22 protein-coding genes and 1 riboswitch are annotated in these 21,378 nt (G+C 37.8%); of the genes, 18 read left to right on the top strand and 4 right to left on the bottom strand.

Features of this window, described 5'->3' with window-relative positions; genetic code table 11:
• Window positions 1-245: 245 nt before the first annotated feature.
• The 3 genes from CBM15_RS07735 to rarD all read left to right on the top strand — a co-directional run bounded on the left by CBM15_RS07735 (window position 246) and on the right by rarD (window position 4,777).
• Window positions 246-2,009 carry an ABC transporter ATP-binding protein gene (locus CBM15_RS07735; RefSeq protein ID WP_087616880.1) on the top strand — a complete coding sequence of 588 codons (1,764 nt, stop codon included), beginning with the start codon at window positions 246-248 and terminating at the stop codon, window positions 2,007-2,009.
• On the top strand, window positions 1,996-3,765 hold the full coding sequence (locus tag CBM15_RS07730; RefSeq protein WP_087616878.1) for an ABC transporter ATP-binding protein: 1,770 nt from the start codon (window positions 1,996-1,998) through the stop codon (window positions 3,763-3,765). Before CBM15_RS07735 ends, CBM15_RS07730 begins: the two co-directional genes overlap by 14 nt.
• An 85-nt stretch (window positions 3,766-3,850) precedes the next feature.
• A complete protein-coding gene (gene rarD, locus CBM15_RS07725; RefSeq protein WP_087616875.1) occupies window positions 3,851-4,777 on the top strand; it encodes an EamA family transporter RarD in 927 nt (308 codons plus the stop codon).
• Window positions 4,778-4,856: 79 nt separating this feature from the next.
• Here the strand turns inward: rarD and CBM15_RS07720 are convergent, their stop codons facing one another.
• On the bottom strand, window positions 4,857-5,657 hold the full coding sequence (locus tag CBM15_RS07720) for a M15 family metallopeptidase (RefSeq protein WP_087616873.1): 801 nt from the start codon (window positions 5,655-5,657) through the stop codon (window positions 4,857-4,859).
• Window positions 5,658-5,899: 242 nt separating this feature from the next.
• Window positions 5,900-7,123 carry an MFS transporter gene (locus tag CBM15_RS07715; protein WP_087616871.1) on the bottom strand — a complete coding sequence of 408 codons (1,224 nt, stop codon included), beginning with the start codon at window positions 7,121-7,123 and terminating at the stop codon, window positions 5,900-5,902.
• Window positions 7,124-7,233: 110 nt separating this feature from the next.
• Between CBM15_RS07715 and CBM15_RS07710 the strand changes: the two genes are divergently transcribed.
• Window positions 7,234-7,617, top strand: coding sequence for a winged helix-turn-helix transcriptional regulator (locus tag CBM15_RS07710; protein WP_008403779.1), 384 nt, complete (start codon window positions 7,234-7,236; stop codon window positions 7,615-7,617).
• A gap of 75 nt (window positions 7,618-7,692) precedes the next feature.
• On the opposite strand, the gene CBM15_RS07705 is transcribed toward CBM15_RS07710, so the two are convergent.
• Complete coding sequence (locus CBM15_RS07705) at window positions 7,693-8,532, bottom strand: aldo/keto reductase (RefSeq protein WP_087616869.1); 840 nt, start codon at window positions 8,530-8,532, stop codon at window positions 7,693-7,695.
• 538 nt (window positions 8,533-9,070) lie between these two features.
• Here CBM15_RS07705 and CBM15_RS07700 point away from each other — a divergent pair.
• From CBM15_RS07700 to CBM15_RS07660, 9 genes are all read left to right on the top strand, one after another.
• Window positions 9,071-9,499, top strand: a complete 429-nt coding sequence (locus CBM15_RS07700) for a helical membrane plugin domain-containing protein (RefSeq protein WP_014823738.1) — start codon at window positions 9,071-9,073, stop codon at window positions 9,497-9,499.
• Between the two features lie 35 nt (window positions 9,500-9,534).
• Window positions 9,535-10,722, top strand: a complete 1,188-nt coding sequence (locus tag CBM15_RS07695) for an NAD(P)/FAD-dependent oxidoreductase (protein WP_087616866.1) — start codon at window positions 9,535-9,537, stop codon at window positions 10,720-10,722.
• A 131-nt stretch (window positions 10,723-10,853) separates the two neighbouring features.
• Entirely contained in the window at window positions 10,854-11,477 is a 624-nt protein-coding gene (locus CBM15_RS07690) for a serine protease (RefSeq protein ID WP_087616864.1), read from the top strand.
• 15 nt (window positions 11,478-11,492) lie between these two features.
• Window positions 11,493-12,824, top strand: coding sequence for a dehydrogenase (locus CBM15_RS07685; protein WP_087616862.1), 1,332 nt, complete (start codon window positions 11,493-11,495; stop codon window positions 12,822-12,824).
• An 83-nt stretch (window positions 12,825-12,907) separates the two neighbouring features.
• Entirely contained in the window at window positions 12,908-13,549 is a 642-nt protein-coding gene (gene cbpA / locus CBM15_RS07680) for a cyclic di-AMP binding protein CbpA (RefSeq protein WP_087616860.1), read from the top strand.
• 155 nt (window positions 13,550-13,704) lie between these two features.
• Window positions 13,705-14,334 carry a GIY-YIG nuclease family protein gene (locus CBM15_RS07675; protein WP_087616858.1) on the top strand — a complete coding sequence of 210 codons (630 nt, stop codon included), beginning with the start codon at window positions 13,705-13,707 and terminating at the stop codon, window positions 14,332-14,334.
• A gap of 116 nt (window positions 14,335-14,450) precedes the next feature.
• The gene (locus CBM15_RS07670) at window positions 14,451-14,828 is read left to right on the top strand and encodes a hypothetical protein (protein ID WP_087616856.1); all 378 of its coding nucleotides are present in this window, start codon (window positions 14,451-14,453) and stop codon (window positions 14,826-14,828) included.
• 214 nt (window positions 14,829-15,042) lie between these two features.
• A complete protein-coding gene (locus CBM15_RS07665) occupies window positions 15,043-15,753 on the top strand; it encodes a cytochrome c biogenesis CcdA family protein (RefSeq protein ID WP_008403768.1) in 711 nt (236 codons plus the stop codon).
• Window positions 15,754-15,868: 115 nt separating this feature from the next.
• The gene (locus CBM15_RS07660) at window positions 15,869-16,360 is read left to right on the top strand and encodes a CcdC family protein (protein WP_014823743.1); all 492 of its coding nucleotides are present in this window, start codon (window positions 15,869-15,871) and stop codon (window positions 16,358-16,360) included.
• A gap of 50 nt (window positions 16,361-16,410) precedes the next feature.
• Here the strand turns inward: CBM15_RS07660 and CBM15_RS07655 are convergent, their stop codons facing one another.
• Window positions 16,411-16,845: a DUF2621 domain-containing protein gene (locus CBM15_RS07655; RefSeq protein WP_008403766.1), complete on the bottom strand. Its 435-nt coding sequence runs from the start codon at window positions 16,843-16,845 to the stop codon at window positions 16,411-16,413.
• A gap of 164 nt (window positions 16,846-17,009) precedes the next feature.
• Here CBM15_RS07655 and CBM15_RS07650 point away from each other — a divergent pair, with 164 nt between their 5' ends.
• From CBM15_RS07650 to metE, 5 genes are all read left to right on the top strand, one after another.
• Window positions 17,010-17,228 carry a DUF1659 domain-containing protein gene (locus CBM15_RS07650; protein WP_065215874.1) on the top strand — a complete coding sequence of 73 codons (219 nt, stop codon included), beginning with the start codon at window positions 17,010-17,012 and terminating at the stop codon, window positions 17,226-17,228.
• Between the two features lie 31 nt (window positions 17,229-17,259).
• On the top strand, window positions 17,260-17,481 hold the full coding sequence (locus tag CBM15_RS07645; RefSeq protein WP_014823744.1) for a DUF2922 domain-containing protein: 222 nt from the start codon (window positions 17,260-17,262) through the stop codon (window positions 17,479-17,481).
• A 62-nt stretch (window positions 17,482-17,543) separates the two neighbouring features.
• A complete protein-coding gene (locus CBM15_RS07640) occupies window positions 17,544-17,684 on the top strand; it encodes a YvrJ family protein (protein WP_008403759.1) in 141 nt (46 codons plus the stop codon).
• A gap of 106 nt (window positions 17,685-17,790) precedes the next feature.
• Entirely contained in the window at window positions 17,791-18,402 is a 612-nt protein-coding gene (locus CBM15_RS07635) for an SCO family protein (RefSeq protein WP_065215875.1), read from the top strand.
• Window positions 18,403-18,757: 355 nt separating this feature from the next.
• Window positions 18,758-18,937: riboswitch (cobalamin riboswitch) on the top strand.
• A gap of 163 nt (window positions 18,938-19,100) precedes the next feature.
• Entirely contained in the window at window positions 19,101-21,371 is a 2,271-nt protein-coding gene (gene metE / locus CBM15_RS07630) for a 5-methyltetrahydropteroyltriglutamate--homocysteine S-methyltransferase (protein WP_087616854.1), read from the top strand.
• The last annotated feature ends 7 nt before the right edge of the window (window positions 21,372-21,378 follow it).

Below are 21,378 nucleotides of genomic sequence, written 5' to 3'. Positions count from 1 at the left end.
CCATATTTGGACGAGAAATCCGTACTAAATGGATTTATAATTTTAGTATGGACAAAAAGAAGGCGAAATATTGGATTGAAACATATAAAGAATGCCAAAATTATATGTTTTTATAAAAAAGAGATTGACTTAACATTTTTTACGAAAAATTAATTCGGAATCCGAAAAAAATATTTGTAAAATATATCGGAAAATTAAAATATTTGGTAAAATGGGGGAACTTGAGTAAAAAAGAGGGTGAAAGAATGAAGGTATTTCTTAAATTAGGTTGGTTTTTCAAAGAGCGAAAATACCAATACACAGTCGGGCTTTTTATGCTTGTATTAGTAGCCATCCTGCAGCTCGTACCGCCGAGAATTATCGGCTTCACAATCGATGAAATCGGTGCACGGACATTGACGAAAGCAGGTTTGTTTAAATGGCTCGCTATCATTATCGGTGTAGCGATTGCCATGTACATACTGCGCTATTATTGGCGTCAAATGATTTTTGGCTCGTCCAACCTGTTGGCGCGGATATTACGTGAAAAGCTCCATCGCCATTTTACACAGATGTCTCCGTCGTTTTATCAAAAGAATCGTGTCGGTGATTTAATGGCACATGCAACAAATGATATAAGTGCAGTGCAGCAAACAGCTGGTGGAGGGGTTTTAACATTATTTGACTCGCTTACAACAGGGGGCTTTGTAATTTTGGCAATGGCAATTACCATTGACTGGCGTCTTACACTGATTGCGCTCATTCCAATGCCGCTAGTCGCTTTATCGACGAGCTATTACGGCAAGTTGCTTCATGAGCGTTTTCGCCATGCCCAAGCTGCCTTTTCCGACTTAAACGATAAAACTCAGGAAAGTATCAGTGGGATGAAAGTACTGAAAACGTTTGGACAGCAACAGCAGGATGTTGCGGATTTTACGAAGCTTTCCGATGAAGTGGTGGAAAAAAATATGCGCGTAGCAAAAGTCGATTCATTATTTGACCCGACGATTAGCTTCGTTGTTGGTTTAAGTTTTATGCTGAGTCTTGGATTTGGCACGAAATTTATATTGGAAGATGCGATGACGGTCGGTGACTTAGTTACGTTCACGACGTATTTAAGTATTCTGATCTGGCCGATGCTGGCAATTGGGATGTTGTTCAATATCGTTGAGCGAGGCAGCGTTTCGTATGACCGGATTGAACGTATTTTAAATACCCCAATTGAAATTGATGACAAGCTGGATGCTATTGAAGAAAATCCTTCCGGGGATCTTTTATTCAACGTGAAATCCTTTACTTTCCCTGGAGATGCGGCACCGACATTAAGGGATGTGCATTTTGAGCTGAAGCGCGGCGAAACACTTGGAATCGTCGGTAAAACAGGTGCAGGGAAGACGTCCATTTTAAAGCTGTTGCTTCGTGAGTTTGAAGGATATGAAGGAACGATTCAATTTGGTGCACACAATATAAATGATTATAGGAAAAGTTCTCTGCGTCAGGCGATTGGCTATGTACCGCAAGATCACTTTTTATTCTCGGCAACGCTTTATTCCAATATCGCCTTTGCGAATCCACGTGCAAGCATGGAGGAAGTTCGTGCAGCGGCAGCACTTGCAAATATTGATGAAGATATTATGAGCTTTACTGATAGCTATGACACGATTGTCGGAGAACGAGGAGTATCTCTTTCCGGTGGACAGAAACAGCGTATTTCTATCGCTAGAGCATTGCTAATGAAACCTGAGCTGCTCATATTGGATGATTCTTTATCTGCGGTTGATGCGCGGACAGAAGAAGCGATTCTGCATGCATTAAAAGAAGAGCGGAAAAATGCGACAACGATCATTACGTCGCACCGTCTAAGTGCAATCCAGCAGGCACACATCATTATTGTCGTTGATGAAGGAACAATTATTGAAAAAGGTACCCATGAACAGCTGATGGCACTAGAAGGCAGTTATTATGAAATGTACCAGTTACAGCAACTTGAGCAGTTAGTGGAACAAGGGGGGGATCATGATGGCGAATGAGACGATTTCAAGTAAAGAACAGCGCATCGTATTAAAGCGTCTGTTTACCTATTTGAAGCCACATAAAAAGATATTGGCCATTGCGCTGTTTCTTCTTGTTTTAACCGTTCTCGGCGATATTATCGGTCCTTATCTGATCAAAGTTTATATTGATGATCATTTAATGATCGGCAATTTTGATATGACTCCAATCGTGACACTCGGTATTGGATACTTTGTAATTCAGTTGCTGAATGTCGTTATCACATACTATCAAAATATAAAATTCCAGGAACTTGCATTGAAGGTCATTCAGCAACTGCGAATTGATGTGTTTTCTAAAATTCACCGATTGGGCATGCGCTATTTTGACCAGGTTCCTGCAGGTTCAATCGTGTCCAGGGCTACAAATGACACCGAAGCGATTAAAGATATGTTCGTGTCGGTCCTTATCAGCTTTGTACAGGCGGCGTTTTTAATTGTCGGCGTGTATTTTGCGATGTTTTTCCTGAATGCGAAGCTTGCATTTTATATGCTTCTTTTACTTCCTGTCATTCTGTACATTATTTGGCTATACCGTAAAATGAGTTCGGTTGTCTATATGCGAATGCGGGAGAAACTCAGTGAGCTTAATGCGAAACTTTCTGAAACATTATCAGGAATGAGCATTGTGCAGGCATTCCGTCAAGAACCACGTTTCAATGATGAATTTGATCGTGTCAATGAAGAGCATTTCCAGTCCATGATGGCCAATACGAAAATGAACAGTCTTCTGCTTCGTCCAATTATTGATTTAGTGTACTTTACAGCGATCGTTATTTTGCTATTTTACTTTGGATGGACATCATTTGAAACAGCGGTAGAAGTCGGCGTTGTCTATGCGTTCATTACATATATGAACCGTTTCTTTGATCCAATCAATCAAGTAATGGAACGTCTCGCACTGTTCCAGCAGGCGATTGTAGCGGCATCCCGCGTATTTGAGCTGTTAGATAATGAAGAACTTGAACCAGTGCAACAGAACAAGCCGGTTCAAGTTTCAAAAGGTCATATCGAATTTAAAAATGTGTCGTTTAGCTATGACGGCAAGCAAGATGTACTGAAAAATATTTCATTCACAGTCAATCCTGGGGAAACAGTTGCGTTAGTCGGTCATACCGGCAGTGGAAAGAGTTCAATTATCAATCTTCTAATGCGTTTTTACGAGTTTAAGCGCGGTGAAATATTAATTGACGGCCAGTCGATTAAAGATTACGAACAACAGGAGCTACGTGCAAAAATGGGGTTAGTACTACAAGACCCATTTCTGTTTTACGGAACGATTGATTCGAACATCAGACTATATAATGAAAATCTCACTTTACAGAAGGTGAAGGAAGCGGCAGAGTTTGTGCAGGCAAATGATTTCATTGAATCGCTTCCGGATGGTTATGGAAGCCACGTAACAGAGCGTGGTTCGACATTTTCAAGCGGGCAGCGTCAACTGGTGGCATTTGCGCGGACAATTGCGACAAACCCGAAAATCCTTGTCCTTGACGAAGCAACGGCAGCGATTGATACGGAAACGGAAGTCGGCATCCAGCAATCATTGGAAAAAATGCGGAAAGGCCGTACAACGATAGCAATTGCCCACAGACTTTCAACAATCCAGGATGCAGAGCAAATACTAGTATTGCATAAAGGCGAAATTGTCGAACGCGGTACACACCAACAACTCATCGCACAAAAAGGGTTATATCACAAAATGTACTTACTGCAAAATGGTATAGTGGAATAATTTAATGGGTCTATGAAGCTACAATTATTTACTTCTCAAATATGGACATCTATAATGAGGGTATCAAAAATTAGAAGGTGCACCAATGTCAGAACAAAAAAAGGGCGTCTTTTTAGCAATCGGCGCCTATTTAATGTGGGGGATCATTCCCCTGTACTGGAAGCAGCTGCAGCATGTCGGCAGTGTAGAAATATTAGTAGGACGTGTAATTTGGTCCTTTGTATTCACCGTCCTGTTTGTATTGCTGATCCGTCAGTATAAACAAATGATCGTAGATATCAAAATGCTATGGAAAAATAAGAAACAGTTTATTCTACTGTTCGTAGCATCGGTTTTCGTTTCGCTGAATTGGGGAATATTCATTTGGGCAGTAAACAATGGACATTTACTTCAAACGAGTTTAGGTTATTATATTAACCCGCTTATATCGGTATTGTTTGGGATGATCTTTTTTAAAGAGAAAATTTCCCGGGCAACTGCGGTAGCTGTCATCATTGCGGCAATAGGCGTAGGGTATCAGGCTATATTAGGAGGAACAATTCCTTGGGTATCACTGGCGCTGGCGCTAACTTTTGCTTTTTATGGGGTAATTAAAAAGCAAATTCCACTCGATGCGACACGCGGACTCGCAATCGAAACATTGTTTGTTTTACCGATTGCTGTGTCTATATATATTTACTTAATGAACACATCGGAAATTGCTTTTATGCATGTGGACTGGAAAACTAACCTATTGTTAATGGGCGGCGGGATCGTAACAGCCTTGCCACTTGTCCTATTTGCAAAAAGTGCGCAAAAAATCCCGCTTTATTTAATGGGCTTTATTCAATTTTTGGCACCAACGATTAGTTTAATGCTCGGCATTTTTTTATACAAGGAGCCGTTTACACTGACAGAATTCATCACTTTCGTATGTATATGGCTGGCGGTATTCATCTTTTCGGCATCCAAAGTGCTCGAAGCGAGAAAAAATCATGCAACGTATAATAAAGAACATGAAGTTAAAGTATAATCAATCGATCAAAATAAAAATCGACCAATCTGCAATTGGTCGATTTTTTTATTAATCCCAAGTAAATACTTGACACCGATTATTTTTCCTCCAATACGGAAGTAATAATATACCCGCTCACATTATCACCAGATACCTTGATATTGTTTGATTCAAGTGTGTTAACAGATGTCTTGTTATCCGTATATTGTACGAAATAAGTTGTATCATTTACTTTCATTTTATAAAATTGCTTCTCTTTAAGATAAGAGATATATTCCTCAAAAGCGAAAACGTGCTGCTGCATTTTTATGCTATGGGGCAAGCCTATGTAACGGAAATGCCAAGGTTCATACTCAATCCCGGTAATATCGACTTTGTCTTTAGGATAACGCAGAATGTAGCCGAATTCCGCTGCATGTTGTTCCATCCATTTACCTTCTGCCACATTTTCCATTTTGCCGACAGTCGAACCAATATCGATTGATAAGCCTGTCTGATGTTCACTATAGCCGGCAGGCAGCGAGTAATCAGCACCATATTGATCGAAAAGCTGTTTCTGAAGTGTTCCGCTGCGATAGGCACTATTAATAATAAAGTGCTCGATTCCAGCATCCGCTGCAGCATCGAATAATTGCTTGAGAGGTGCAATAGCCTGTTCTTCAAGAAAATACTCCGAATTTACGATTACATTTTTAGCAATATCATAAGGAATAGTGGCTAAATTGTCAGGTTCCTCCTGTAATGCAACATCCCGGTTAACAAGGACAAGATCCCCGTCTGAAACGGAATACGATGCAAGTGAAAGCTGCTGAGGTAAGTCAGGAGCATTAACTTGTTCATTCGTAAAAACTTGGAAGCCAATTACGGCAAAAATAAGTAAAAATATAATCTTTTTCATTAAATAACGCTCCTTCAATCTAAGCATAGCAAATAAAACGGAATTTTGATGGTTTAAATTGTGAAGAAATTCTGAAGAACGATGATATCATGTAGTGTACCGAAGTATTTTCAGGAAATCACATAAAAACTTATCGGGTTAGCGTTCTATTTAGAATATTTTCCGTAAGAAAGTATAAACAAAAATAGAAACCATCTCATACAATAATGTTGGAGAGGTTTCTATCATTTTTAATAAATATATTAAGGTTTGGATATTGGTGTGAATTTATTCGCAGTACAAACGTTTTGCTTATTTTCAACAATCATCCAAACTAACGTAATACTTGCTGCAATGATAACCATTAAAAATCCGTATAGGGGCGTATTGTCCAGTGATTGATAATGAACAATTAAACCGCCGATATATGAACCGAGGAAAATCCCGATATTGAATGCTGAAATATTTAAAGCGGAAGCCATTGCAGTGGCTGCCGGCACATATTTTTCGGATAGCTGAACGGCATACAGTTGTAAGCCCGGCACATTCATAAACATAAAAAGCCCCATTGCTAACACCATTATGAACCCCATAACTTTAGAATCAAATGTGAAATATACACCAAGTAACGTTAACGCCAGTCCAATAAAGAAAATAAATATCGCACGCAATGGTTTAGTGTTTGCAAAATGACCACCGATTGTATTTCCTATTGCGACACATATACCATATACAACCAATATTACGACAATCGCATGAGGGGAATAACCCATTTGATTTTCAAGAATAGGGGACACATATGTGTAGACAACAAATACGCCTCCGTAACCCATTGCTGTAATAAATAAAATTAACAGCATACGAAAATTGCTTAATACTTTTCCGATATCACTTAATGAAATCGGGTCACTCTTTGTTAAATTATTTGGTACAAGGAACGCATTGCTGATTAACCCAATTATGCCAATGATGACGATGAAAATGAATGACAGACGCCAATCCGTTACTTGGCCAATGAATGTTCCTAAAGGCACTCCACTAACAGTTGCCAAAGTTAATCCGGAAAACATAAAAGCTATGGCACTTGCCCGTTTGTTAGGTGCCACAACATCAGCAGCAATAACCGCCGCAATCGACATAAATACCCCATGGGCAAATGCCGAAATAATGCGTCCGATCAACAGTAAAGTAAATGTGGGTGCAATCGCTACCCATAAATTACCGACGATAAAAAGAACCATTACGAGCAGAAGCACTTTTTTACGATCAAGCCGGGATGTTAAAACTGTTAAAATGGGTGCTCCGATTGTAACGCCTAATGCATAAATTGATACTGTTAATCCGGCAGTACTTAAAGTAATCCCAAACTCATTTGTGATGAGCGGGAGCAATCCAACACTGATAAATTCTGTGGAACCGATACCAAACGAACTGATTGCTAACGCAAGAAGTGTTAATCTGGCGTTTGGTGTTTTTGATGTAGACATATTAAAAATAACTCCTTTGATTTATTTTATAGGGTATAGTATTATTCATACATACTATAAAAGCATGTACAGTACTTTTAGTTACTTTTGATAATACTGGGGGTTTCAAAATGAAAAAAGTTTATAATATTGGTGTCGAAGCAACACTCGAAGTCATTGGCGGTAAATGGAAACCAGTCATTCTTTGTCACCTCAATCACCATGGTCAAATCCGAACAAATGAATTTCGCCGATTAATTCCCGGCATTTCACAAAAAATGCTGACGTCCCAATTACGCGAACTTGAGCAATGCGGTTTAATTAATCGTAAGGTGTATAACCAAGTACCACCGAAAGTTGAATATTCTTTAACCCCATATGGACACGAGATGGAGCCGGTGCTCAACTTACTTTGTACATGGGGAGAGAAACATATTGAAAAATTAAAAGAGAATGGTGAAGAAGTTCTTCTTATGCAGCGAGATGATGATATTGCTGTGCAAAAACTATCTTAATAAAAATAATGAAAGCCTCAAGTACTAAAATCTTGAGGCTTTTCGTCTCTGCAATTTTCAATTCTTCAATTTAAATTAGAAATCAAAAACTTCCGGATCTGGACCGACACGTTTATCTAAATTCATCGCATTAATTAACTGCATTTCTTCATCTGTGAGACTAAAGTCAAAAATGTCGGCATTTTGCGCCATCCGTTCTTTACGAACTGATTTAGGAATCGTGATTACTCCATTTTCAATATCCCATCGTATAATAACTTGTGAATTTGATTTTCCATACTTTTTAGCAATATTTGCAATTGTCGGATCTTCGAGTAGCCCGCCTTGCATTAATGGAGCCCAAGCTTCCAATTGAATATTGTGTTCTGTGCAAAATGCACGTAATGATTGTTGTTGTAAACGCGGGTGAAACTCTACTTGGTTAATGACTGGTGTTACACGAGCAGTTTTCAATAAAACCTGAAGATGCGAGATATTGAAATTGCAAACCCCGATTGCTCTAATTTTACCCTCTAGGTACAGATCCTCTAAAGCGGTCCAAGATTCGGCAAATTTATTTTGACCCGGCCAGTGAATTAAATATAGATCCAAATAATCCAGCCCTAATTTTTCCAGGCTCTCTTCGTAAGCTGAAACAGTTTCCTCATAATTTAAACCGGCGTTCCAAACTTTAGAAGTGATGAATAAGTCCTCTCTATTTAATCCGGTAGAGGCCAGTGCTAATTTAATGCCCTCGCCAACACCCGCCTCGTTGCCGTAAATAGCAGCTGTATCAATGCTGCGATAACCTAGCTCAATCGCATTTTTAACGATTTCTGCCGTTGTATCGTTTTCTACCTGAAAGACGCCAAGGCCCATTGCCGGCATTTCTACCCCATTATTTAATTTGATTGTATCCTGTAAACTAGTAATCATTTATTGATCCTCCAATTGAATAAGTATTTTGTTGCTTTTTTATTATGGATCCACTCGAAAATTAAAAAAAGTACGCACTTTTTCGTTTCATAGCAACGTGGAGGTTCCTATTGAGTCAAATCAACAGTTTAAAGAGAAAGTTTTTTTAGAAAAATAACAGGGTGGGAAATAGAGGAGGGGGGTGAAACACTTTTACTAGGTATGAATTTTTATTTTCCCTCATTTACAGTAATTAAATAACCTTTAATAATGATGAAAAGTAACTTTTTTAATACTTTTAATATTGAAAATAATGAAGGGGATTTTTAATATAAAATACACAAAATTAAGCTAAATACATAAAAATTAAATTTTTTTAAATAATAAAATTACAGAATATTCTTGAATTAAGTTTTTCGGTCGTTTATTTCCGTTTTCTAATTGTAACAAACGAATCTTTGTGCTATCGTTGCTTATTGAATGGTATATGAAAGTTTTTACAATCGGGTATGAAATTTTCGAAAAAAATAATATTAAGTGATGGCAAAGGAGAGTTATTATGTCAGAAATGAATAATCAGCAGGTAGAAAAAGTGGCTGTTACACAAGAGCAATTAGATGTTTTAGATCAGTTACTAAAGCCAGAGGTACAAGCTTCATTAACTACTTTAGTAGATAACTTACCAAAATTGGCTGAGATGACTACATTATTAACAAAAACTTATGATTTTGCGACTAGTGTTGCTACAGACGAAACATTAAAAAATGATACAGTTGCGGCTGTAACAGAAATGGCTAGCCCAGTTGTTGGTACTGCAAAATCATTGGCACAGACAGCGATTGAAGCGAAAGACCGTGCTGAAGTCAGCAATGAAACAGTAGGTGTATTCGGCTTATTAAAAATGTTAAAAGACCCACAAGTTCAAGGGGCATTACGTTTTGCTAATGCATTTTTACAAGTAGCATCTGAACGTAAACAAATGAAATAATTTGTATAATCTAATTTTATTGGAGGATTTTTAATATGGTAACTAAAGAAATCGTTATTTTAGGTGCTGGATTTGCTGGTGTATTAGCAGCACAAACAGCTCGTAAATATTTAAATAAAGACGAAGCGCGTATTACAGTTGTAAACCAATTCCCAACACATCAAATCATTACTGAATTACACCGTTTAGCTGGCGGTACAATTGCTGAAGGTGCTGTATCATTACCACTTGAAAAGATTTTCAAAGGTTATGACATCAACTTGGAAATCGCAAAAGTAAACAGCTTTAACGTTGAAAGCAAAAATGTAGTACTTTCAAACGGCAAAACATTACAATACGATACATTAGTTGTTGCTCTAGGTAGCCAAACTGGTTTCTTCGGAATCCCAGGTTTAGAGGAAAACTCTTTCGTATTAAAATCAGTAGATGAAGCAAATGCAATTCGCGAGCATATTGAAGCACGCATTAAAGCATATGCAACAACAAAAGACGAAGCAGATGCTACAATCGTTATCGGCGGTGGCGGTTTAACAGGCGTTGAGCTTGTTGGTGAAATCGTAGACCACTTCCCTAAAGTTGCTGCGAAATACGGTGTTAAATTTGAAGACCTTAAAATCAAACTAGTTGAAGCAGGTCCAAAAATCTTGCCAGTATTCCCGGAAAACTTAATCGATCGTGCAACTAAGTCATTATCGAAGCGCGGTGTAGAATTCATTACATCAACACCTGTTACTGGCGTAGAAGGCAATGTCATTCAATTAAAAGACCGTGAGCCAATCGTTGCAAACACATTAGTATGGACAGGCGGAGTTGCTCCGCTTCCATTAGTCGCTGAATCTGGTTTAGCTGCAGATCGCGGTAAAGCAACAATCAATGACTTCTTGCAATCTACTTCACATCCTGAAGTATTTGTTATTGGTGATGCATCAGCACATATTCCAAACCCAGGTGACCGCCCAACTTATGCGCCAACTGCTCAAGTAGCATGGCAGCAAGGTGAAACTGCAGGTTACAACATTTTTGCACAAATTAAAGGTGCCGACTTAAAAGAATTCAAATTTACTAACTCAGGTACTTTAGGTTCTTTAGGTCGTAAAGATGGTATTGCTACAGTTGGGGCAAACAACACTCAATTAGTAGGTTTACCAGCTTCATTAATGAAAGAAGCTTCAAATATCCGCTATATGACTCATATTAAAGCGTTATTTGGCCTAGCATATTAATTCATATTAATTAGTTTAGACATGCCCGAAAGTCACTTTCTTTCGGGTATGTCTTTTTATTTTACAAAATACAACAAAATTTAACAAATAACTATTATAATGGTAGTAAAGGTTGTAAATGAGGTGTGGAGATGAAGGATTTTGATACATCGAATTCGTTATTTATATTAACTGAGCAACAGGTGGAACAATTTAAACAGCTTGAGCATTTTGAATACTTTTTCCATTTAATCCGCCATGACTTTACACACTTATCTTTTGCAAAAGACAGTGTAAGTGATGTTTGGATTTACTTTTATTTTGAGGAAGAGCCGGTCATCAATTCCGAGTATGCCCTCATTTTTTTGTTGCGAAATTTTATATTGAATGAGATCCTTGTCAGTTCGAAATTAAAACGACTGAAAAAAACAACGGTTGGATCTTATATGAATGCTTTAATGGCTTCGGTAATGACAGTCAATTTATTTTTGGATCTTTTGCGTGATGTACTCGAATCATTATCAAAAGAACAATATGATTTATATATGAAATTTGAAAACAGCTCAAAGCAATTATTTAATGATCGCTTCTATGAATACGAGCATTATCCAAAAAAACTCGTCCAAATCGAAACGATAATAATAAAAGATCTGCGCCAGTATTTAGAGGAGAATGCAGCAATATATAATAATTTTAAACAGAAAGTCATTCGTTTTATGGACCAATTTTCAATTATTAAAAGAGAACTTTACGAGCCATTATCTTTGGAAAAATAGGAGGTGTATATAACGATGGGGGAGCAACTTAAAACATTGCAGCTTGACCATTATCGATCACAAACATTTACATCATTGGATGCACATTATGAGGCGTATAGAGTAATGTTCAAATTATTACTAGAAGAGGGGAACTTTGAAAAGATGAGTGACTTTCTACGTTTTGATAGTGAACCTTTTGTTTTAGCTAATAGCAATCTGAAGATTTTACAACTGTTGTTGGATCAGGAAGAGCATTTTAAAGAAAATCTTAAGGAGTGCTTAGCTCAACTCTATATAATTATTGGACACTGCTATTTTTTCAGTATTGAATTTGTTCAGGCAAAAAAATATTACAGACTTGCGAGCAGCCTGGCATTGGAAGAAGAAAATTATGCATTGCTGTCACTTGCGATGCATAATTATTTTGCAACCCAAATGGACCAATTACCGAAAGAAATCTTTTGGGATATCAGCAAAATACCTGCTGTCTTTTTAAAGATGGGGAAGCCGGAAGATGATCGGTTCTTGCTTGTCCGTTTTATAACACATATTGAAATGTCATTGCAGCTTGGAAAAGTAGATTATGCGGAGAAATTATTTAATGATTATTTTAAAGAGTATCCATTTGAAAAGTTTTCCCGAATCGATCTCCATGTGCGTGTCCTGAGAGGTAAAATTCTATTTGAAAATGGCCGATATGAATGTGCAATTGAAGTAATGCATAAAGTTCTCCTGCTTTCCATGAAAGCGAATAGCCATAAGGACTTAGTGCAGGAATGCTATAAATATATTACCCGTTCCTACAAGCTGATTAATGAAGAAATCCTCTTAAAAAAGATGGAGCAGTACCAGTCACGTTTTTACCGTAAAATTGAAACCGATAAACGCTATATGGAAAAATATATTAAAACATCCACGACGAACGATTTTGAACTGGATAAAAGCTTTATATCGCCATTACAACAGTTTCATCTCACGGGTACATACCTATTGAACTCAGTGAAAGATGAGGGGTATACGCTCGTTCTAGTTGATTGTAAAGTGGTGGCGACTGAAAAAGAGAAGTTGAATGAAATTATTCATTTAATCAATGAAGAAATGATGAGAGTGATGAAAGATGTCATCATCACGAGTACCCGCCTTGATGAATCGACAATCGGCTATATTATTCAGCTGTCTGAAAACTGTACCGATACACTATGTGCAAAGGTTTTCTATAAAATCCGTGAATATTATCCGAAAAACAGCAGTGAACTGGAGGCCATCTATTTTGCCTCAGTAAATAATAAAGAAAATGGTTTAACTAGCTATCAAAAATGCCTGGATTTAGCGTATGCGTATATTTATTATGAAATTTACAAATAGGAAATACGAAATATTCTAAAAATTGCTTTCGTATTTGAATCACTACCCTTAAAATAAGAGTAGTACATCAAGGAGGTAATGCCATGTTAGTTAAACAAAGGTATGTAAAGAAAAAAGATGTAAGCTATGTAAAAGAGACGGATCCGATCAAAGACGTGCTCGGTCAGTTAAATGATAACGGCTACAGATGCATCCCGGTATTGGATGAAGCAGGTGAAAAATTCGTCGGAAATATTTATAAAATTGAAGTGCTCGAATATAAATTAAAGGAAGGCGATATGAAAGCTCCGGTAAAAGCACTGACTGAAGAAGCAGATGCATTCGTCCACGAAAACAGTTCTTTTTTTGAAGTATTCCATTCGATTAAACAGTTGCCTTATTTGGCGGTTGTTGATACAAAAGGGAACTTTGCCGGCATTTTACCTCATTCTAAAGTATTTGAGCTATTGGAAGAGGCGTGGGGTTACCGAACAGGGAGCTGTGCCATTACAATTGCATTACCAGATACGGACGGAATTTTAATAAGAGTTCTGACGGCGGTCAAAAAGGTGTGGCCTCTGCACTGTGTGTTCTCGCTTGATGATGACACGACCTATTTACGTCGAGTAGTTATTACTCTGGAAAAAGGCGCGAAACAATCGACAGTGGACGAGCTAGAAGCCGCCATCTTAAAACAAGGGGCACGCATTATTGATTTGGAAGTATTTGATAAAGTAAATTTTTAATAGTAAAGCGTTTCGTTCAATAGAGCGAATCGCTTTTTTTTGCAAGCAAGCAATGTTTAATTGTGTACTAATACAGAATTTGAAAAATAAAGAGGGTTTTAATCTTTTATATCGAAATTGTTGTAAAAAGGGGATTTATTGAAAGGAGAATATTAATGTTTATCCAAATAAATGAAGAAAAAATAGAATTCACTAAAGTAGAGATAGTTGTACTAGAACAGGGTATTGCCGACTTATTTGAGAGTTTTGATAAAAAAACGTTGGGCGAGCTTACGAAACAAAAGAAATACGAGCATTTAAAAGACTGTGTAAACAAACAGAATTATTTATTGGATATGCCAGCAGGGGCTGCATTAAAATCTCTGAAAGATGAAGGCAACCCTATTTACAGACAGTTTTTAAATAATTACGGTGACTTGGTTTACTCGCGCTTTATTGTCAGTGGAGATGAGAATTTATTGAAACAGCGAGGCATTTATACGATTATTGCAAACAATGAACTGAAGTTTTGTGGTGTTTGCGCAAGAACATTTAAAGAGCGTTTTAATCAGCATATTGGCAGCATATATGCAAAAGGTTGCTATCGGGATGGAACGTCTACACATTGTCATGTAAACGCAAAGATAACACAGCTTTTGCCGACGAGCGATGTGCATTTTGCAATATATCCAATGGGAAATGAAAAAGCAATGAATAAACTGAAAAATGCAATTGTGAAACGCTTCGAACCTGAATGGAATTTACGGTCCAACAGAGAAATTTTCGAATTATCTTCATCATTTTAAAAAACTCTGCCTTAATCTTAAGAGATAAAGGCAGAATTTTTCTATTTACTATATTTTCCCGGTTTCATTTTCGACAAAAAGCGGGAATAGTAAGTGAAAAAAGTAGGTGATTTATCATGCAGGCAGCATTAAAACATTACAGGCAAACACACAGTGAATATTTATGGCTGCATATTTTGGCAGCTGTCGTATTAGTATTTACATCCGTATTCTGGTTCGTACTCCCATACTTCATGATTCATTACGGAAAATATACGACAAACGTATTCCAACAATCTTTGTTGTTGATCGCATTGTATACCATTCCTTCCATCTTTATCACATTGCATTGCTGGTTTATTAACTTTAAGGCAGCTCTCCGATGGAAAAAAAGCTATCCAAAGGAATGTGTATGGCGCTGGTCGCTGAAGTTCCAATTAATTACGATTTCAATTGTGGTCCTATTTACCTCGTTCATTTATTCCAGTCTTTTTATTATTGATATGATTCGATAATAAAACACGCCCTTCTTTTCTCAAATGTGCTAAAGTGTCAGTCCAATCATGCAGACAGAGCATTTATTTTTAAATCATTAGCGCGGCACTTTCGCACATTTACCTTTCAAATCAACCACAAAATGCTGTCAAAAAATTTTCATTTAAAAAAGCAAGTAATGTATGGGGAAATTTGGTACGATGAAGGTATCAATGTTAAGGAGAATGAAGCAGCATGAATACAGATTTAAATATCCTTTTAGCGTTCGGTGCCGGGTTTTTAAGTTTTATTTCACCATGTACGCTACCGCTCTATCCTGCATTTTTGTCCTACATAACCGGTATGACACTCGATGAGCTGAAAGCCGAAAAAGGGATGATGCAAAAACGCGCAATTTTACATACTTTATTTTTCTTGCTTGGATTTTCGATTATATTTATCGCCATTGGATTTGGAACATCGTTAGCGAAAGATTTCTTTTTTCAGTACCAGGACTTACTGCGTCAAATTGGAGCCATTTTAATTGTCGCATTCGGTTTAATGATTGTTGGTCTGCTGCAAATTGACTTTTTAATGAAAGACCGCAAGTTCCAGTTCAAAAACCGACCATCCGGATATTTAGGTTCGGTGCTGATCGGTCTAGCTTTTGCAGCGGGATGGACACCTTGTACAGGACCAATACTGGCAGCGATTATTACCCTTGGTGGAACGAATCCCGACTCTGCAATGTGGTATATGCTAGCATACTACTTAGGCTTTGCTATCCCATTCTTTACATTGTCATTCTTCATTTCACGAATGAACTGGATTCGCACACATAGCCAAAAAATCATAGTAGTTGGCGGCTATATTATGATTGCGGTCGGCATTTTATTGTTCTTTGACGGATTGACGTATATCATTAATCTTCTCTTGCCGATTTTCGATGGTTTTAAAGGATTCTAACAGTTCCCTGCTTAATAAGACCGTGCTATACTAAGGAAAGTAATATAAGGTAAAAAGGGTGCATGAATCGTATATACGTTAACTTTACACTCGTTCATGCAAGAGGAGGAATATGATGTTTGACAGTATACCTTCTCACTATTTATTAATTGGTTCGACGATTATGGCAGTCTTAATGGGTTCATTTGTAATGTTCATTAGACTACGTGCACAAAAAAAGCCGGTATCCACAAAAAAAATACTCATCCCGCCTTTTGCGATGTCAACAGGTGCACTGATGTTTATCTTTGAGGAATTTCGTGTAGCGCCAATTCAAATAGTAGAAGCGGCCGCACTAGGCTTGTTATTTTCATCTGTATTAATCTTAACGTCGAAGTTTGAAGTGCGAGACGGCGCAATTTATATGAAGCAATCTAAAGCATTTCCATTCATATTAGTGGGATTACTAGTACTACGTATTATTTTGAAATTAATATTTGCCGATACATTTGATGTCGGTGAACTGGCCGGTATGTTCTTTATCTTGGCGTTCTCTATGATTTTGCCGTGGCGAATCGGTATGCTTATTAAATATAAGAAGCTTGAAAAATCGCATATTATCGCATAAAAAAGACTGTCTCTAAAAGTTTTATACTTTTAAAGACAGTCTTTTTCGTTTTACGTCTCAAATAAATGATCATAATTCGTCGTATCAATTCTCATTTCATCGAGCTTTTTACGTAAAAACTTATGGTCGCGCTTTGGCGAAGCGATAATATAGCCACGAATAATTAAGTCCAAGTCGATTTTTGTGGCACGTTCATTCAGGGCGATTTCACCGATTTTACCGGCAATCTTTTCTTTGGCAACTTGCCGGAATAACTCTGGTACAGGACTAACAAGCTCGGTAAGTAATTGTTTTTCATCTTCACCCCATAGATGAATCGTTTTATCTAAGTATATGTTTTGCCAATCTAAATCCGATTTACCATCCTGTTTCGGCAGGGCCTTCAAAAACTTGCGGAACATAAAAAAGCCGCCAATCCCCATAAGCGAAATCAATACTACAACCCAAAATAAAATAAACCATAAAAACCAGCCATCTAAGCCCACAATGTTCACCTCATTACTTAATATTGTCTACGAAATTTCTTCTACTAATCTATTGGTGATAAACCTCATTATTGTCTATTATATAAGTTTTTGTAATTTTTTTCATCGTCATTGTCCCTTTTTTCTGTAAATCATGACATATATAGGGCAAGGAGGTGAGAAACATGAATGAATTCGGATTTTTATCTGCGACGTTGACAGTTTATTATCAGATAGGGCTTGATGAATTTAATGAGCCGATGATTAAAAGTTCCACATTCCGTAACTTGGAAAGAAACGCAACAGCCCAGCAGCTATACACAGTTGGGACAACAATCGTCGGCTTAACAGATTACGATTATATCGAATCTGTGAAAACGCAGAAAGAAACGATTACAGCTTAATCAAGTGTAGTAAAGAAAAGGAGGTGAGCTTATGGCACAAGTTTTACAATTAACATTTGCCAACATTGCAGGAAGCACGATGACGATCAATATTAATGATCCGAAGCCGAATTTAACGGAGGCTGAAGTGAATGCAGCGATGCAAACAATTATTGATCAGGCGGTATTTTCGAAAGACGGATTTTTGTTCAATGTAAAAAAATCTGCGCGTATCGTTGAGCGTAATGTAACAGCAATTGAACTGATCAGCTAATAGCAAGGCCGGCGAAGTGTGATGCTTTGCCGGCTTCTTTAAATAAAAATGGAGGGATTATAATGGACCAGTGGATTGCCATTCTTCAGGAAGTAACGTTTCCGATCTTTATATCTTTTTATTTACTGTATCGGATAGAAACAAAACTTGAAGCGATTCATACAGCACTCGTATCATTACATCATCCTGCAGATAGAGCGTGAGAAACTCTTCACAATGTTGACACACGTCCTTTCTTCCAATAACTATTGAGAATATACTAAATATTGGGTAAGATGAGAGTAATGTTCAAAGAGTGGAGAGAGAGAAATGAAAACGAAAAACATAGTATTCGCACTTATGCTCTTGGCAGCAACTGTACTTACAGCATGCAGCAATTATCAGTTTAAACCGACGACCAACTTTGAAATTAGCGAGTTTACGATGACCGATCACCGGAACAATGAAGTGACACTGGACAGCCTAAAAGGGGAACCATGGCTTGCAATGTTCATCTTCACAAGCTGTACAACAATTTGCTCGCCAATGACAATGAATATGACCCGTGTCCAGGATCATCTCGAGAAAAAAGGGCTGGAAGATTATAAAATTGTCGCGTTTTCCGTTGATCCGGACTACGACACACCGGCGCGTTTGACAGAATATTTATCGCGCCATACACCAGTGGATGAATCAAAATGGCATATGCTGACAGGATACGATCAAAAATTTATTGAGCAGTTTGGCAGAAACTCATTTAAAACACCTGTCCAGTCGATTGAAGGGAACGATCAAGTTATCCATGCCGATACATTTTTCCTAGTTGATGAAAAAGGAATCGCCGTGAAAAACTATTCAGGCTATGGCACAGGCGAAGATGGTGTTCCATATGAAACGATTGCAAGTGATATGGAAGCACTCATTGAAGAACGTCTAAAATAATAGTGAAATGTTAGATTAACTTGCGAAAAAAGTGCAGCTGCTTTTTGAGCAAGTTTTTTGCTGAGTGAGGGCTTTTCTAATAAAAATTTAAATGTGCTAATAAATCCACCGATTTTCTAATAAGTTGCTGATTTTCTAATAAAGGAGCAGGATATGCTAAAATCAGTTCCAGATTAGCTAATAAGTATGTCAACTTTTCTAAAATCATCCGAAGAAGTGCTAAAATAAACAAATTTCTTCTAATAAAAAGCACACAGCATCCACTGAAATCATTTCAACCCCGCATATCCTCGTATAGGACGCTAAATAAAAAGAATTTTCAAAACTCAAATTCTATGATATAGTATACGAAATTGCATACTGTGTAAGTTACGGTGCTTGTGAGAACAAGCTTAAAAGGGAAACCAGTGAAAGTCTGGTGCTGTCCCGCAACTGTAAATCGGAGTTCGTGATATTCAACCACTGTCTATTGATGGGAAGGGTCACAAGAACGTTGATGATGAGCCAGGAGACCTGCCGGAAACTAGTACACGCCAATACCTACGTGGAAATAGGTGGTGATTTTGTGCGAAAGTGAGACAGAACTCCTTTGATTATGCAAAGGTTTTTATTGTCAATCTCTTAAACATTCACACCCCTCTTTCATTTTGAAAGAGGGGTTTTGGTTTTTATGTAACAAATTTAAGGAGGAATTGTTTATGAAAACAGCAGTAATTGGCTATCCGTATATTGGACAAAATCGTGAATGGAAGCGTATAACAGAGGCGTTTTGGAAAGAACAATTGTCTTTAGGAAGTTTTGAACAGGAAATGAAAAACTTACGCATCGCTCAACTTCAGCAGCAACAGGATTTAGGGCTGGATATTTTAACGGTAGGAGATTTTACATACTATGACCGTATGCTTGACTTAGCCTTTATGTTTAATATGATTCCATCTAGATACGACCATCTATCATTGCAGCATCATTTAACAGCGTATTTTGCAATGGCGCGCGGTGCTGAAAATGTGGTGGCAAGTGAAATGACGAAATGGTTCAACACGAATTATCACTATATTGTACCTGAATACGAAGGACAGCAACTGGCATTGCAACACAATGTTTACGCGCAATATATTCAGGAGGCAATCGAAACATTCGGCATAATCCCTCGTGTGACTATTATCGGTCCATTTACATTTTATAAACTGACGAAAGGTATTGGCCAAGAACAAAAACAACACTATATTCAGCAGCTGGTAATGGTATATAAAGAGTTGCTTCAGTCGTTGGAAGCAAGTGGTGCAACGTCGATCCAGCTTGAAGAACCAAGCCTTACAAAAGACCTTACGTCCGAAGAAATAGCATTAGTTCAGCATTTCTATCATCAAGTATTAAACGGACTGACAGTTGAAACGATCTGCACAACTTATTTTGAAGCGTTATCCGACTATGAAACATTGATTGATTTGCCTGTTGATGGCTTTGGACTGGACTTTGTTCATGGGAAAAATGAAAATCTAGCAGCGTTAAAGAAGTTTGGTTTTCCAAAAGATAAAGTTCTATATGCAGGTATTATTAATGGTCGGGACATATGGAGAGCCGAGCTGCAGAAGCAGTTGGCACTAATAGCGGAAATACGTTCCTATGTACCATTTTCACCAATCTATCTACAAACATCGTGCAGTCTTCAGCATGTGCCAGTTACAACAGCAGGAGAGGATGGCATTGTGCCAGAGCTGCTAAATGCTTTAGCATTCGCCAATGAAAAAATAACGGAACTGCAAATGATCAAAGGGAAAATTCTTCAGCCCGAAGTCCCTCATATCCAGGCATTTTTAGAAAGCGAAAAAGCAATCCGCACATTGGCACTTCATGAATCGAGAAAAAAGAAAGCTGTACATGCACAAGTAAACGAATTAACACCGGAAGCATTTAAACGAACTGATAACTACGACAAGCGCAGTAAGCTACAACGTGCCTTTTTACAGTTACCAGACTATCCGACAACAACAATCGGGAGCTTCCCGCAATCTGCAGAAGTTAAGAAAAACCGTAGTTTATGGCGAAAAGGGGAAATTACAACAACAGAGTATGAAGCATTCAACGCGAATGAAACGGCACGTTGGATTGCGATTCAGGAGCAACTTGGCCTTGATGTCTTTGTTCATGGGGAATTCGAGCGAACAGACATGGTGGAATTTTTTGGTGAAAAATTAAACGGATTTGCGTTTACGAAAAATGGATGGGTAGTTTCGTACGGATCGCGTTGTGTAAAACCTCCAATTATTTACGGAGATGTTGAATGGATAGAACCGATGACAGTTAAGGAAGTAAGTGCGGCACAATTACTTACGGAAAAACCGGTCAAAGGGATGCTGACAGGACCCGTTACAATTTTAAACTGGTCATTTGTAAGAAATGATTTAGCGCGCTCAGAAGTTGCTTATCAAATCGGCCTGGCATTAAGAGAAGAAGTAAGGGCACTTGAAAATGCGGGAATCAATATTATTCAAGTAGATGAACCTGCTTTGAAAGAAGGCATGCCAATCCGTAAAAGTCTGCATAAGGCTTATATCGATGCGAGTGTAGCTGCATTTAAATTAGCGACAAGCGGTGTGCGTGAAACGACCCAGATTCATACACATATGTGTTATTGCGAATTTAACGATTTTATTGATGTTATAGAAGCATTGGATGCGGATGTAATTTCAATTGAAACGTCACGAAGTCATGGGGAGCTGATAAAAGTACTAAAAGAAACACCATATGGACTTGGAATTGGCTTAGGTGTATATGATATTCATAGCCCGCGTATTCCAACTGTGGAAGAAATGGCAACTATTATAGAAAATAGTAAAAAAGTAATCGCAAAAGAACAATTTTGGATCAATCCCGATTGTGGTCTGAAAACTCGTACGGAACAAGAGACCATTGCATCATTGAAAAATATGGTTGCCGCAAAAGAGCGACTAAAACAGTTGAATTAGGGGTGGT

The organism is Solibacillus kalamii (assembly GCF_002174535.1).
GTDB classification, from domain to species: Bacteria; Bacillota; Bacilli; order Bacillales_A; family Planococcaceae; genus Solibacillus; species Solibacillus silvestris.
The sequence above is the reverse complement of the archived record's forward strand: the minus strand, read 5'-3'. Positions and strand labels throughout refer to the sequence as shown.

Coding starts and splice junctions, on each gene's coding strand:
- CBM15_RS07670 (WP_087616856.1), top strand. CDS start 14,451: ATGCAGGCAGCATTAAAACATTACAGGCAAACACACAGTGAATATTTA.
- CBM15_RS07695 (WP_087616866.1), top strand. CDS start 9,535: ATGGTAACTAAAGAAATCGTTATTTTAGGTGCTGGATTTGCTGGTGTA.
- metE (WP_087616854.1), top strand. CDS start 19,101: ATGAAAACAGCAGTAATTGGCTATCCGTATATTGGACAAAATCGTGAA.
- CBM15_RS07700 (WP_014823738.1), top strand. CDS start 9,071: ATGTCAGAAATGAATAATCAGCAGGTAGAAAAAGTGGCTGTTACACAA.
- CBM15_RS07640 (WP_008403759.1), top strand. CDS start 17,544: ATGGACCAGTGGATTGCCATTCTTCAGGAAGTAACGTTTCCGATCTTT.
- CBM15_RS07660 (WP_014823743.1), top strand. CDS start 15,869: ATGTTTGACAGTATACCTTCTCACTATTTATTAATTGGTTCGACGATT.
- CBM15_RS07705 (WP_087616869.1), bottom strand. CDS start 8,532: ATGATTACTAGTTTACAGGATACAATCAAATTAAATAATGGGGTAGAA.
- CBM15_RS07715 (WP_087616871.1), bottom strand. CDS start 7,123: ATGTCTACATCAAAAACACCAAACGCCAGATTAACACTTCTTGCGTTA.
- CBM15_RS07730 (WP_087616878.1), top strand. CDS start 1,996: ATGATGGCGAATGAGACGATTTCAAGTAAAGAACAGCGCATCGTATTA.
- CBM15_RS07685 (WP_087616862.1), top strand. CDS start 11,493: ATGGGGGAGCAACTTAAAACATTGCAGCTTGACCATTATCGATCACAA.
- CBM15_RS07735 (WP_087616880.1), top strand. CDS start 246: ATGAAGGTATTTCTTAAATTAGGTTGGTTTTTCAAAGAGCGAAAATAC.
- CBM15_RS07635 (WP_065215875.1), top strand. CDS start 17,791: ATGAAAACGAAAAACATAGTATTCGCACTTATGCTCTTGGCAGCAACT.
- CBM15_RS07650 (WP_065215874.1), top strand. CDS start 17,010: ATGAATGAATTCGGATTTTTATCTGCGACGTTGACAGTTTATTATCAG.
- CBM15_RS07645 (WP_014823744.1), top strand. CDS start 17,260: ATGGCACAAGTTTTACAATTAACATTTGCCAACATTGCAGGAAGCACG.
- cbpA (WP_087616860.1), top strand. CDS start 12,908: ATGTTAGTTAAACAAAGGTATGTAAAGAAAAAAGATGTAAGCTATGTA.
- CBM15_RS07720 (WP_087616873.1), bottom strand. CDS start 5,657: ATGAAAAAGATTATATTTTTACTTATTTTTGCCGTAATTGGCTTCCAA.
- CBM15_RS07665 (WP_008403768.1), top strand. CDS start 15,043: ATGAATACAGATTTAAATATCCTTTTAGCGTTCGGTGCCGGGTTTTTA.
- CBM15_RS07675 (WP_087616858.1), top strand. CDS start 13,705: ATGTTTATCCAAATAAATGAAGAAAAAATAGAATTCACTAAAGTAGAG.
- rarD (WP_087616875.1), top strand. CDS start 3,851: ATGTCAGAACAAAAAAAGGGCGTCTTTTTAGCAATCGGCGCCTATTTA.
- CBM15_RS07710 (WP_008403779.1), top strand. CDS start 7,234: ATGAAAAAAGTTTATAATATTGGTGTCGAAGCAACACTCGAAGTCATT.
- CBM15_RS07690 (WP_087616864.1), top strand. CDS start 10,854: ATGAAGGATTTTGATACATCGAATTCGTTATTTATATTAACTGAGCAA.